Here is a 12,999-nt window from a genome sequence, read left to right on the forward strand (position 1 = left end):
TTTCAGTCTCTGGGAATGTCGAAACCGGGGGCGGCCAAAGTGAAACCGTCAAAGCGGAAGCCGGGCGAGACAGTACAGCTGACCAAGGTGTAATCGCCTGTTGTTGCGGCGGCTTGCCAATGGCCTTTTGGCACGATGATCTGGGGTGCGCCTTTGGACAGGTCAGGGGACAAAATGTGATCTTTGGCGGGGCCTTCGTCCGTAGCAGACAGGGACAATATCAAAGGTGCACCGGCGTGATAAAGCCAGATTTCGGTTGTGTCGACGTGGTGCCAATGGCTGCTTTCGCCCTGTTTTAAAAGGAAATAGATGCATGTTCCTGAGGGGCGGTCGTCTGACCCTTCCACGGTTTCAGCCACCCAGGTCTGACGGTAAAAGCCGCCTTCCGGATGGGGACTTAGGTTCAAGCGGTCGATGATGTCTTGAGCTGTCATTCACAAAGCGTAAAGGTATCACAAAGGACTTCCAAGGGGACTTCTATGCATGTGGTCATCATCGGCGCCGGGATCATCGGGGCCAGTCTGGCATATTCAGTCGCGCAGGCGGGTGGGCGGGTCACGGTCGTTGATGCAAGCGGGCCTGCGGCTGCAGCCTCTGGCCGGTCGTTCGGGTGGATCAACGCCAGCTTTTTTCATGACACGGATCATTTTCGGCTGCGGGCGGCTGGTATCGACGCTTATCGCAAGCTTTGCAGTGACCTTGCGTTGCCCGTGACGTTTTCGGGATGTTTGTGCTGGGAAGATCAAGGGGCGGCGTTGGATGCACAGGCGCAGGCTTTGGTGGATTTGGGCTATGAGGCTGACATTCTGTCATCCAAGCAGATTGCTGCAATGGAACCGCATATCAAAGCCCCGGAGCGCGCGTTGTTCTTTCAGGCAGAGGCGGCGGCAGATACGACGGCCATGACGCACGCATTATTGAAGGCCAGCGGTGCACGGCGCGTTATGGGATGTGCTGTGGACGCCGTTGAGATATCGCAGGGGCGTGCCACCGGGGTGCGTATTGCGGGGGGCGTTTTGAAGGCGGATAAAGTTGTGGTTGCCGCAGGCACGGCAAGCCCCGATCTGTTGTCGCCAATGGGGGTCAACCTGCCGATGCTGCGCCGTCCCGGCGTTATTTTTCACACGCGCCCATTGCCACGCGTGGTGTCGCATGTCTGCGTGGCGCCGATTGGCGAGTTTCGGCAATGTCCCGATGGGCGTATCGTAATGCCAGCGGCTGTGGCGCATCAGGCGGATCAAAGCAGCGCGATCGACGCCACGCCATACGATCTTGCAACTCAAGCCTGCGCCCGTTTGCAAAAGATATTGCCAGATGTCGCGCTTGAATGGGAAGAAGCCAACCTTGCCATGCGACCTGTGCCGCAAGACGGTTTGCCAGTGGTGGGGGCTTGCGGTGCAGACGGCGTGTTCACGTCAGTCATGCACTCGGGCGTGACGTTGGCCCCGATCGTGGCGCAGATTCTGGCGCAAGAGATACTGGAGCAGCCTTTGACCAACGCGCAGGCTGATCTGATTGCCCCTTACCGTCCAGATCGCTTTCAAAGCGCGTGATCAAAGAACCGCAATGTGTTTGCGAATGCGGGGTCAGGATCATAAAACGGATCACAGGGTTGGAAACCATTTTTTTCATATAACGCAATGGCTTCGGTCAATGTATGCACCGTGTCCAGAACCATGCGGGTGTGTCCGTCGGTTTTTGCAGCGCGCATTGCAGCCTGTAGCAATTGCCCGCCAGCCCCCAATCCGCGTGCGGCGTCAGATACATAGATACGTTTGACTTCGCATGGGCCGGACGGGTGTGGGTAATACATTGCACAGCCGACCACATCCCCGTCCAGATCCGCGACCAGAATGTCGCCGAAAGGACGCGCATGGATGTGGGGCAAATCAGCGATCAGGGCCGCATAAGATGTCTTGGAATAATAGCGTTCCACCATATCGGGCACGTGACCTGTGCGCCCGATCAACAGGTCGCGGTAGGCCCATGCCAAAGTGGCAAGGGCCGCAGCGTCTTCAGGCAAGTGCGCAGACCGGATGCGCAAGGTCATTTCAGGATAGAGCGACCCGCATAGCCAGCGGTTTCGCCCAATGCCTCTTCAATGCGGATCAACTGGTTGTATTTCGCCAACCGGTCCGACCGCGCCAATGACCCGGTTTTGATTTGTCCGCAATTGGTGGCCACAGCCAGATCAGCGATGGTGGCGTCTTCCGTCTCGCCCGAGCGGTGGCTCATGACGTTGGTGAAGCCTGCGCGGTGGGCCATATCCACAGCTTGAAGAGTTTCCGTCAAAGTGCCGATTTGGTTGACTTTAACCAGCATGGAATTGGCGCTGCCGCGTTTGATGCCTTCGGCCAGACGGGCCGGATTTGTCACAAACAAATCGTCGCCCACCAGTTGCACTTTGCCACCCAAACGGTCGGTCAGAGCCTTCCAGCCGTCCCAGTCGTCCTCGGACATACCGTCTTCGATGGAAATGATCGGGTAGTCGGCAACCAATGCGGCAAGATAATCGACATTTTCCTCTGACGACAGGGTTTTGCCTTCGCCTGCCAGCACGTAATTGCCGTCTTTGTAGTATTCCGTCGCCGCGCAATCGAGGGCCAGATACATATCTTCACCGGGGCGGTAGCCTGCTTTTTCGATGGATTTCAGAACGAAATCAAGCGCATCGCGGGTAGAGCTGATGTTGGGGGCAAACCCGCCTTCGTCGCCGATGCCCGTGGACAAGCCTGCCGCAGACAATTCGCCTTTCAGGGTGTGGAACACTTCGGCGCCCATGCGCACAGCGTCGCGGATGTTTTCGGCCGCGACCGGCATGATCATGAATTCCTGAATGTCGATGGGGTTGTCGGCGTGTTCACCGCCGTTGATGATGTTCATCATCGGCACAGGCAACATGCGCGCTGACGTGCCGCCAACGTAGCGGTACAGCGGTTGGGCACAGTAATCGGCGGCGGCTTTGGCCGTGGCCAGCGACACGCCAAGGATTGCGTTGGCCCCAAGGCGGCTTTTGTTGTCGGTGCCGTCCAGTTCGATCATCGCCTGGTCGATTTCGACTTGCTCGACGGCCTCGATGCCCACAAGCGCTTCGGCGATTTCGCCGTTGACGGCGGCACAGGCTTCCAACACGCCTTTGCCCATGTAGCGTGCTTTGTCGCCATCGCGCTTTTCCACGGCCTCATAGGCGCCGGTCGATGCGCCCGAAGGCACCGCAGCACGCCCCATTGTGCCATCTTCGAGGATCACATCGACTTCGACCGTTGGGTTGCCCCGGCTGTCCAGAATTTCGCGGGCGTGAATGTCGATGATGGTGCTCATGATGCGTGTCCTTTGGTGGCTGATATGCGCCTTCTACAAGCCCTGACGCTAAGGTTAAAGTGCGGTTTTGACGCGGCGTTCGCGCCAGACGGTATAGATGCCCGAAGCGACGATGATCACCGACCCCAACAACGTCAGCGCATCGGGGCGTTCTTGAAACACAAAGAACCCGACAACCAATGCAAACAACAAACGGCTGTAGCGAAAGGGGGTCACAAAGCTGACTTCGCCCACACGCATGGCGGCGACGATCCCGTAATAGGCAGTCACACCGATCACAATCGAACATCCCACCAAAAGCCAACCCGTGGGCGAGGGCGCGACCCACCACGTATCATTTACACTTTGCAAGATCAGCGCGGCAGGGATCAGCACAACAAAGGCCAAAAAGCTAAGTTGCATGGACGACATGGATTTAGGGATGCGCCGTGTGGCGATGTCGCGGATGGCAAGTCCCAACACGCCTTGCAGCGTGAACAGGGACAGGTAATCAAAGCCCTCCATGCCGGGGCGGATGATCAACATGACGCCCACAAACCCCACCAGAATGGCAGACCAGCGCCGCCAGCCGACCTTTTCGCCCAAAAACACGGCGGCCCCAAGCGTGACAACCAAGGGGGTGGCTTGCAAAATGGCCGAAGCGGTTGAAATAGGGGTCAGGGCAATCGCGGTCATAAACCCCACGGTGCCAAAAAGTTCGCCAAAGTTGCGGATCAGCACAGGGGCGGTCAGCATGTCGCGCGAGAAAAGCGCAAGGCCCATGCTGCGGCAGATAAGGGCGTAAGTAATCGCGCCGCCCGTGGCCATCAGCCCGATGATCTGGCCAATAGGCAGACTGCCCGCCAGAAGTTTGATGAACATGTCTTCGATCGCAAAGCCAAGCATCGCCAGCACCATGATGCCAGCCCCGCGTAAATTGTCCATGATGCGTCCTTTGCCCGTGTGCCGCACAGGTGTCAGTGAACGCAGGGAAAGTCGAGACCAATATCAAAGCAGACCGTCATATGGGGCAAGGCAATTTGCCCCGCACCCGTGGGTGCCTTAACGCAGTGGTCCGCGCTTATTAGGTTTCGCCCAATTCTTGCGTCAACCCTCTGCCAAGGTCCGCGGCAGGCAGAATTTTTTCCGGGTGATCGTTGAAAATGATGTTGTTGGGCATGCCGTCGAATGCAGCTTCTCGGGGGGTCCTGAACGATGGTACGCCCGCCCACGTCAAAGACCATCTGCGCACCGCGCATTCCGTCTTTGAGCGTGCCTGACAAGATAACAGCCACCGCCCGATCACCGTATTCTGCAGCCATCGTCATGAACAACGCATCAATCGACGGTCGAAAACCGGAATCATGCACCAATTGCGACAACATTTTTCAGATGGACAGACGCGTCTTGCACGCTGATGTCCTTTCAGATGCGACAACACAAATCTCGTGGCGCAGAATGCCGCTTGTGCCACCGCGTTACTTTTTTATCGGCACCCCAAACAGTTCCAACCGATGGCCGCGCAGCTCATAGCCAAGTTTCTTGGCGATGCGTTCTTGCAGTTCTTCGATGTCGGGGTCCACAAATTCGATAACTTCGCCCGAATTCATATCAATCAGATGGTCGTGATGTTCGCGTTCGGCGTCTTCATAGCGCGCACGCCCATCGCCGAATTCCAGCTTGTCGAGGATGTTTGCCTCTTCAAACAGTTTCACGGTGCGGTAGACTGTGGCGATTGAAATGCCGGCGTCTATGGCGTTTGCACGGGCATAAAGTTCTTCCACATCAGGGTGGTCGTCACTGTCTTGCAACACTTGGGCGATGACGCGACGGGGTGCGGTCATGCGCAACCCTTTGGCTTCGCAACGCTGAATGATGGATTGGCGCATGGGCTGGCGTCTCGTGTTCGGATCGTGGTTCTTCAATGTAGCGACCTTTGCGCACAGGGGCCAGTGGGCAATGGGCTGCGGGTTGACTTATTGTGTGCAAAGGCGCATCTGCCCCCCAAGCGATGCTGTCTGCCGCGTGAGCAGTGCAAGTAAGAGCGGGTCTATCCGCCTCAATGACGGACCAAAATGGTCCTGATGAAACAGCAGCAACGCCGATGTTCCCAAAATCACGCGTGGGGCCGACCCCGTGGTGGCCGCCTTTGTACGTTTGGTGCAATGGCGTGATGTTGCTGCGGCACCCAAGAACGCTGCGGCCTGAGATGATCAGAGCCGCGATAGGACTGATATGAGCGATTTTGACATGATGAACCTGCCACCCAAACTGGTGGCACGGATTGAAGCGATGGGTATCAAAGAACCCACACCGATCCAGAAACAAGCCATTCCACACGGGCTGAACGGCCGTGACGTGATGGGGCTGGCGCAAACCGGCACCGGTAAAACGCTGGCCTTCGGTGTGCCTTTGGTGGCCCAAATGCTGGAATACGGCCAAAAGCCCGACCCCAAAACCGTGCGCGGTCTGGTTTTGGCACCAACCCGTGAACTGGCCACGCAGATTGCCGAACAACTGCAGGCCCTGACCCAGAAAACTGCCATCAAAACGGCCATTGTGGTGGGCGGCCAATCCATCAACGCGCAAATCAAGCGTTTGGAAAAGGGCATCGACCTGCTGGTTGCGACACCGGGCCGTTTGATCGATCTGATGGACCGCCGCGCATTGCTGTTGGATGAAACGGTCTTTTTGGTCTTGGATGAGGCCGACCAGATGCTGGATTTGGGCTTTATCCATGCGCTGCGCAAAATTTCGTCTATGTTGCCTGAAGATCGCCAGACCATGCTGTTTTCGGCAACCATGCCCAAACAGATGAACGAGATCGCCAACAGCTATCTGAAATCGCCAATTCGCGTTGAAGTCTCGCCCCCCGGCAAGGTGGCGGATAAAGTCACGCAGGAATTGCACTACATAGCCAAGGCTGAAAAATCCAAGCTGCTGATTGAATTGCTCAGCGCCCACAAAGACGAACGCGCTTTGGTATTTGGCCGCACAAAACATGGCATGGAAAAGCTGTCGCGTAATCTTGAAAAGGCTGGATTTGCGGCAGGGTCCATTCACGGCAACAAATCCCAAGGCCAACGCGACCGTGCGATTGCGGCCTTCAAGGCAGGTACGATCAAAGTGCTTGTGGCCACAGATGTGGCCGCGCGGGGCTTGGATATTCCAGACGTCAAACATGTCTACAACTACGAACTGCCCAATGTGCCAGACAATTACGTCCACCGCATCGGTCGGACGGCGCGGGCAGGCAAAGACGGTGCCGCGGTGGCATTCTGTGCCCCGGACGAGGTCAAGGAATTGCGCGACATTCAGAAAACCATCGGGAAACCGATCCCCGTGGCCTCTGGTCGGGCATGGGAGCCTTCCGAAGAAGAAAAGCCCAAGCAACGCGGACGTGGCGGACGCCCCGGTGACAAACCGGGCGGTCATCGCAGCGGCGGGCGCGGCAAACCCGGTGGCAATGCTGGGGGGGGGCGTCCCGGTGGCGGTGCAGGACATTCGGGTGGTGGTGCAGGCAAGCCCGGTGGTGGCAATCGTCGTCGGCGCAAGCCAGCCCCCAAGGCTTGATAGGCTGCCTTGCATGTCCTTCGCTTTTTGCGGGGGGTGCGGGGGATTGATCTAAACTGGACCGCGCCCCGACAACCGGGCGCGGTTTTTGCTTTGGTGGGGTTTGATATGACTTGGATGACACAGGTGACTGGACTTGCGACAGAACCCCCTGTGCAGGTGCATAAGCATTTGCACATGCAAGCAGACAAACTGATGTGTGCGCCCAATGGTCAGCAGTAAGGGGCAGGGCACTTGACCATGCCGCGTCTTTCAAAGGTAAAGCAGGCGCCAATACGTGCCACAGGCCCGTTGAAGGTGCGTGACGTTGTGGCGGATGTGCAGGCATTGCACACAGTCCCCGTCCATGCGGGGGCCGTGTTTCAGGTGGCTTCGCAGTTCAACATGCTGGAAATGATGTCGCCACGGGGTTCGCCGGAACAGGGTGTTGGCACTTACGAACACGACCAGACCCAAGGACCGGCTTGCGCGATTGCCTGTGGCGCATGCACGGTTTTTCGCAACTACTTTGTAGACACTTCTGGGTGGGGGCGCATTTGACAATCGCGCGGATTGGATTGTGGATGCGGTGTTGCACGGGTTGGCATGTGTTGCAGACAGCGGGCTGGACGTGCGCATCGTAAGCTATGGCGGGTCAAGCGCCGTGGCGCAAGATATCCTGACCCGGTGGCACGCATAGCCCGCAGGTTTTGATGTGCAGGCTATGCAAGTTGGTGTGGTATCAGGTGTAAAGCGCAGGCTCTCCGAGCTTTTCGTGAATTTGGTTGACTGTCTGCGGGGCCACGTTCAGCGCTTTGCTCAGCTGATCCAGATATTGCGCTTCGGCTTGGCTGTCCAAATCAATGCCAAGAACAGAAACCGCGTAAATCTGTTCCTCCATGCCGGCGGGCACCTGTGACGCCAAACCGTTCACGTCGACGGGTGATTGCATTTCTGATTGCACAAAGGCGGCTTCTTCGGTGTCGACCTCTTCGCCCAACTGACCCAAAAGCGCGTCGCGTTCGGCGTCGTCAAAATTGCCATCGCATTTTGCGGCTTGGATCATGGCGCGAAGCATCAATGCTGCGGCGGCTTCCTGATCGGCAGAGGGTTCAATTTCAGGTTCTGGTGTTTGCGAAAACGCAGAATTCAGCACAGAGCCGAAGCTGTCGTTGCTGGTGGTGGGCTTGCTGCCCAGTGCGCCCGCCAGCCCGCCCAGAAGCCCACCGGCGCCTGCGGCCCCTGCCAGACCGCCCAAGACATCCGATAGACCCCCGCCAGAACTGTTGTTCGCGCCCCCACCAAGGTTGTCTAGCAGACCGCCCAAACCGCCTGAAAGACCGCCCGCAGCTTGCTGTGTGCCGCCCAATAAACCGCCCAGCAAATCCTGAACTCCACCGCTGGCATTGGCCGCCGTCTGACTACCGCCGCCCAGAAGACCGCCGAGTAGATCTGCAGCACCACCACCACTGCCGCCTGACAATCCGCCCAATAGTCCGGCAAGACCACCGCCGCCGGCTTGCGCAGCCGCAGGATTGGCTTTTTTGGATGTGGCGACGCCGATGGCGACTTGGGCCAGTGTTTTCATCAGACTCATGACAGTGTTCCCTGTGTAAATTAGATTCGTTTGGGTTAATTTGGCAGATTTTGCAGCTTATGCACACAAATGCCTGTCCCAGAGAGATTTTGAGACATCCAAGGCGGCGCATCCCTTCGGCCACCATGTGCAGGTTTGATCGCGCAAGTGATTGACTTTGTTTCGGTCCTGCCGCTTGCTGCGCCCATGGAACGCAAAGCGCATCTTGACCAGTTTGGCACGATTGCCTTGACCGCATTCGCCTTGAATTTGGCGGTGAATCAGGTGGTGGTCAAAATCACAAATGGCGGGTTAGAGCCGGTTTTTGCAGCCGGACTTCGGTCTGTTGGGGCGGTTTTGGTGCTGACGCTTTGGATGTGGTGGCGTGGTGTGTCGCTGCGGTTGTCGATGGCGACCTTGTGGGCGGGGGTCTTGTCGGGTGTGTTGTTCGCCGCAGAGTTCACCGCACTTTTCACCGCCATCGATTTGTCCACCGTGTCGCGTGTGTCCATCATTTTCTATTCCATGCCTGTCTGGTTGGCACTTGGCGCCCATGTGTTGTTGCCGGGAGAAGCTTTGACGGGCAAACGGGCGTTGGGGTTGCTTTTGGCAATGTCAGGTGTGGTGTTGGCGATTTTTGAACGCGATCAGGTTCAGGTCAGCTGGTTGGGCGATGCGTTGGCGCTGTTTTCGGCGATGTGTTGGGCTGCGATCGCGCTGGGCGTCCGTTTGACGCCATTGGCCAAAGTTCCGCCGGCCCAACAACTGTACTGGCAACTGATCGTATCCGCGCCCATCTTGCTGCTTTTGGCGCCTTTGTTCGGGCCTTTGGTGCGCGACATAGCGCCCATTCATCTCGTGGGGCTTGTCTATCAGATCATCGCCGTTGCCAGCTTGGGGTTTTTGGCTTGGTTCTGGCTTATGTCGGTTTATCCCGCGAACACGGTGGCGTCGTTCAGCTTTTTGTCGCCGGTGTTTGCCGTGATCCTTGGATGGTTGGTTCTGGACGAACAGGTGGGGGTGCAAATTTGGGCTGCTTTGGGTCTTGTCGCTGCCGGAATATTCTTGATCAACCGGCGGTAGGGGGCGCTGCCCCCCGCGCTGTTCGCGCGTCCCCCGGGATATTTTTAGCGAAAAGAAGCGTTACGTGCCGCAGAACGTCGCGGGCACGATTTGCTGTGTCGTCGGGGCGCTGTGCAGATCAGGGTCCGTGGATGTGTAGGGCGTCTTCAGTGCTTTGTTCAGCCGTTCAAGCGGTTCGTAGTCGCCTGCAACTGCGTGGGAAATCATGTCTTCAATGCGGTGATTGCGGGGAATGACCTGCGGGTTGCACCGCGCCATTGTTTTTTGTGCATCGGGTTCGGATTGCAAACGCGCCATCCAATCCTTTTCCCAAGCATCAAAACCGTCGCGGTCCACAAATTGGTCCCGAGCGGTGTCTGTGCCAAGTGCTGCAAAGGTGTTGGTGAAATCCGCACCGTCTTTTTGCATCAAAGCCAGAAGATCGTCGATCAGTGCACGGTCATCGGTTTTTGCGTCCACCAACCCGATTTTCTGGCCAAAACGGGTGAGCCAATGTGCTTCGATCCGGTCTGGCATCGCGTGCACAATAGCTGTTGCCTGCTCCAATGCCGCTTCTTTGTTGTCCATCTGTTGCAAAAGTGCCGTTGCGAATTGTGCCATGTTCCACACCGCGATCCCCGGTTGGTTGCCATAGGCATACCGCCCGTGAGCATCGATGGAACTGAACACACGCCCCTGATCAAAATTGTCCATGAAGGCGCAGGGGCCATAGTCGATGGTTTCCCCCGAGATCGTGCAGTTGTCGGTGTTCATAACACCGTGGATGAAGCCCACAGACATCCAAGCAGGAATAAGTGCCGCCTGCGCGTCACATACCGCTTCTAGCAGCCCCATCGGCCCGTCTGCTTCCGGATAGTGCCGGGCGATGGCGTAGTTTGTCAGTTGCGTCAAAGGCGCGATTTGCCCGCGATGCGCAAAAACCTGAAAACTGCCCACTCGCAAATGGCTTTGGGCCACACGGGTCAACACCGCGCCGGGCATTGCGCCGGTATCACGGTATACGGTGTCTCCGGTACCCACGGCGACCAAAGCACGTGTTGTAGGAATACCCAAAGCATGCATTGCTTCCGAGATGACGTATTCACGCAGCACTGGCCCCAACCACGCGCGCCCATCGCCCATACGGCTGTAGGGCGTGGGTCCTGATCCCTTAAGCTGGATGTCGCGTCGTATCCCGTCCGTGCCGACAGTTTCCCCTAGCAGCACCGCGCGGCCATCGCCAAGCTGTGGATTGTAATTGCCAAATTGGTGTCCGGCATAAAGCTGCGCAAGAGGATCTGCCCCGTCAGGCACTGCATTGCCAGAAAAGATCTGCGCCATATCCGCGAGATCCCCCGGTTCAACCCGCAAAAGCTGCGCAAGGTTTTCGTTAAACGCAATCATATAGGGGGCACTGACGGGCGTCGGGTTCTGCGCACTGTAAAAGGTGTTTGGTAGGCCCGCAAAGCTGTTGTCGAAGGGGATTGTCAGGGTCATGGGGCAAGCCTTTGGGCGAAATAGGTCAGAAGCGGCGTGTCATCAGGTGATAATTGGGTCGCAACGCAAATCCTGCCCGGGCGTAAAGACGCTGGGCGGTTTCATTTGTTTCATCAACTTCAAGGTGCAAGGCCTTTAGTCCGGCACCTGCCAGCGCGCGCGGCAAACTTAGAAGCGTTTCGGAGGCGATGCCGCGTTTGCGCACGCCGGGGCGAATATAGAGTTCATCGATGAAGCCGTCCAAGCCGCCAAACTCGACCGACCAGCCAAAGGTGATCACGATATAACCGATAGCGGCTCTAGGGGGGCCAATCAGGTAAACCACGCCGTGGGGAATACCGTCCAGCAAAGGGGCAAGGCCCGCGCGGCGCATATCGTCGGATTGCGCGATGCCTTCTTCGGCGTGACAGGCGGCAACCAGGGTCATCAAACGATCCAGGTGCTCGGGGGTTGCAAGGGTCAGGGCCGCGCTCATACGTAGTGTTCCAATGCTTTGGCTTCGGCCTTTTTGATCCAGTCGGATTTGCAATCACCGTAGCTGTGTGTGTCACCTGGATGCAGGGCAGCACATCTGGCTTTTTCACGGGTGTAGGCGGCGCGTAAAATGCCGTTGTCGCGTAAGGCATCGCGGAAGGCGAGGTGGCGTGCAATGTCTTTGTGGTCTTGCGGGTAACAATGGGCCTGAACCTGCCGAGCGCCAGTGACCGGATCGTCGCGGCGGGCATATTGCCGCCCTTCAAGGCCAAAAGCGCCCAGCCATTCGTAGCCCAATGAAGTCACGGCATCTGCTGCCGCAGCTGCATGGGGCTGCGTGTCAAAGATCGGCATCAGATCAATCACCGGTTTCGCAGGCAACCCCGGCACAGAGGTCGACCCGATGTGGTGAATAGTTTGCAAACCCACAAGTTTCAAAGCCCGCCATTCATCGCACAGTGCTTGCGCAACAGCAGGCCAGCTTGGGTCTGGTGCGACAAGAATGGTCACAAACGTGCCAACCGCGTCGTCAAAAGCGCGAAGAAAGCATCGGCATCAAGGTCTCCGATGAACAGCGCGTTTGGGGGGCGGTCCGTCACATCCCACCAGTCGGCCACTGTCATGCCCATCGTCAGCTCGGATTGTGTTTCCACCGCAACATTGACCTTTCGGCCACTGAAAATATCGGGGCGTATCAGATAGGCTGTCACACAAGGATCGTGCAACGGGGCGGCCGCAGATCCGTATTTTTCCTTGTCAAAGCGTTCAAAGAAGTCGGTCATTTGCGCAACTGCAACACCGCAAGGGGTGCCAAGGGCGCGAAATGCGTCGTTGCGCGTTTTGGTTACAAGGGCTTTGTGTGTGACATCAAGGGGCATAACCACAATGTCCACACCGCTTTTAAACACAATATCAGCCGCTTGCGGGTCAACGTAAATGTTGAATTCGGCAGTCGGGGTGATGTTGCCAACTTCAAAATAGGCGCCCCCCATCAGCACAATCTGTTGCACGCGCTGGGCAATGTCGGGGGCTTTTTCAAAGGCGGTGGCGATGTTGGTCAGCGGCCCCAAGGGGCAAAGTGTCACGGTGCCGGGGGCTTCGGATCTGAGGGTGTCGATGATGAAATCAACCGCATGCTGGTCTTGCAGGGGCATCGCAGGGGCTGGCAGGTCTGGACCGTCAAGACCGGTTTGCCCGTGCACATGTTCCGCTGTCACAAGGTCGCGGCCCAAAGGGCGATCACAACCCGCAAAGACAGGCACATCCGTTTTGCCCGCCAGCTCGCAAATTTTACGGGCATTTTTCTGGGTCAGATCAAGTGGCACATTGCCTGCGACAGCAGTGATGCCCACGACTTCAAGGTCTTCGGGGCTGGCGAGGGCCAGCAAAATAGCGACGGCGTCGTCCTGACCGGGGTCCGTGTCGATGATAATCTTGCGAGGGGGCATGTGGTGTTTTGGCCTTTAGTGCTGTGGCGCGGACTGTCGCAAGCCGGTGCGGGGTTGTCCAGACACATCGCGGTGACATGGTATTGTGGG

General features: G+C 57.5%; 14 protein-coding genes. 4 read left to right on the forward strand and 10 right to left on the reverse strand.

Annotated elements, in window-relative coordinates; genetic code table 11:
• Positions 1-2: 2 nt before the first annotated feature.
• Positions 3-434, reverse strand: coding sequence for a cupin domain-containing protein (locus tag ABJL60_RS04365; RefSeq protein WP_348374996.1), 432 nt, complete (start codon positions 432-434; stop codon positions 3-5).
• Positions 435-479: 45 nt separating this feature from the next.
• Between ABJL60_RS04365 and ABJL60_RS04370 the strand changes: the two genes are divergently transcribed.
• The gene (locus ABJL60_RS04370) at positions 480-1,553 is read left to right on the forward strand and encodes an FAD-dependent oxidoreductase (RefSeq protein WP_348374998.1); all 1,074 of its coding nucleotides are present in this window, start codon (positions 480-482) and stop codon (positions 1,551-1,553) included.
• Here the strand turns inward: ABJL60_RS04370 and ABJL60_RS04375 are convergent.
• The 4 genes from ABJL60_RS04375 to ABJL60_RS04390 form a co-directional block, all read right to left on the reverse strand.
• Positions 1,541-2,050, reverse strand: coding sequence for a GNAT family N-acetyltransferase (locus ABJL60_RS04375; RefSeq protein ID WP_348375000.1), 510 nt, complete (start codon positions 2,048-2,050; stop codon positions 1,541-1,543). The genes ABJL60_RS04370 and ABJL60_RS04375 overlap by 13 nt on opposite strands.
• Entirely contained in the window at positions 2,047-3,321 is a 1,275-nt protein-coding gene (gene eno / locus ABJL60_RS04380) for a phosphopyruvate hydratase (protein ID WP_348375002.1), read from the reverse strand. Before eno ends, ABJL60_RS04375 begins: the two co-directional genes overlap by 4 nt.
• Positions 3,322-3,375: 54 nt before the next feature.
• Positions 3,376-4,245, reverse strand: a complete 870-nt coding sequence (locus tag ABJL60_RS04385; protein WP_348285485.1) for a DMT family transporter — start codon at positions 4,243-4,245, stop codon at positions 3,376-3,378.
• A 533-nt stretch (positions 4,246-4,778) separates the two neighbouring features.
• Complete coding sequence (locus ABJL60_RS04390) at positions 4,779-5,189, reverse strand: Fur family transcriptional regulator (RefSeq protein WP_108828659.1); 411 nt, start codon at positions 5,187-5,189, stop codon at positions 4,779-4,781.
• Positions 5,190-5,535: 346 nt separating this feature from the next.
• Here ABJL60_RS04390 and ABJL60_RS04395 point away from each other — a divergent pair, with 346 nt between their 5' ends.
• Positions 5,536-6,873 carry a DEAD/DEAH box helicase gene (locus tag ABJL60_RS04395; RefSeq protein ID WP_348375003.1) on the forward strand — a complete coding sequence of 446 codons (1,338 nt, stop codon included), beginning with the start codon at positions 5,536-5,538 and terminating at the stop codon, positions 6,871-6,873.
• A 240-nt stretch (positions 6,874-7,113) separates the two neighbouring features.
• Positions 7,114-7,413: a hypothetical protein gene (locus ABJL60_RS04400; protein ID WP_348375005.1), complete on the forward strand. Its 300-nt coding sequence runs from the start codon at positions 7,114-7,116 to the stop codon at positions 7,411-7,413.
• Positions 7,414-7,594: 181 nt separating this feature from the next.
• Here ABJL60_RS04400 and ABJL60_RS04405 read toward each other — a convergent pair whose 3' ends face one another.
• Positions 7,595-8,449 carry a DUF533 domain-containing protein gene (locus ABJL60_RS04405; protein WP_348375006.1) on the reverse strand — a complete coding sequence of 285 codons (855 nt, stop codon included), beginning with the start codon at positions 8,447-8,449 and terminating at the stop codon, positions 7,595-7,597.
• Positions 8,450-8,635: 186 nt separating this feature from the next.
• Here ABJL60_RS04405 and ABJL60_RS04410 point away from each other — a divergent pair, with 186 nt between their 5' ends.
• The gene (locus ABJL60_RS04410) at positions 8,636-9,511 is read left to right on the forward strand and encodes a DMT family transporter (protein ID WP_348375364.1); all 876 of its coding nucleotides are present in this window, start codon (positions 8,636-8,638) and stop codon (positions 9,509-9,511) included.
• A gap of 60 nt (positions 9,512-9,571) precedes the next feature.
• Here ABJL60_RS04410 and ABJL60_RS04415 read toward each other — a convergent pair whose 3' ends face one another.
• From ABJL60_RS04415 to ABJL60_RS04430, 4 genes are read right to left on the reverse strand one after another with little or no spacing between them, the layout of a single operon-like run.
• Positions 9,572-10,987: a protein adenylyltransferase SelO gene (locus ABJL60_RS04415; RefSeq protein WP_348375007.1), complete on the reverse strand. Its 1,416-nt coding sequence runs from the start codon at positions 10,985-10,987 to the stop codon at positions 9,572-9,574.
• A 25-nt stretch (positions 10,988-11,012) separates the two neighbouring features.
• On the reverse strand, positions 11,013-11,462 hold the full coding sequence (locus ABJL60_RS04420) for a GNAT family N-acetyltransferase (RefSeq protein ID WP_348285491.1): 450 nt from the start codon (positions 11,460-11,462) through the stop codon (positions 11,013-11,015).
• Positions 11,459-11,971, reverse strand: a complete 513-nt coding sequence (locus tag ABJL60_RS04425; RefSeq protein WP_348285492.1) for a GrpB family protein — start codon at positions 11,969-11,971, stop codon at positions 11,459-11,461. The genes ABJL60_RS04420 and ABJL60_RS04425 overlap by 4 nt, the downstream gene beginning before the upstream one ends.
• Entirely contained in the window at positions 11,968-12,909 is a 942-nt protein-coding gene (locus tag ABJL60_RS04430) for a nucleoside hydrolase (protein WP_348375008.1), read from the reverse strand. Before ABJL60_RS04430 ends, ABJL60_RS04425 begins: the two co-directional genes overlap by 4 nt.
• Between the last annotated feature and the right edge of the window lie 90 nt (positions 12,910-12,999).

The sequence above is a fragment of the Ascidiaceihabitans sp. genome (assembly GCF_039986515.1).
Lineage (GTDB): Bacteria > Pseudomonadota > Alphaproteobacteria > Rhodobacterales > Rhodobacteraceae > Ascidiaceihabitans.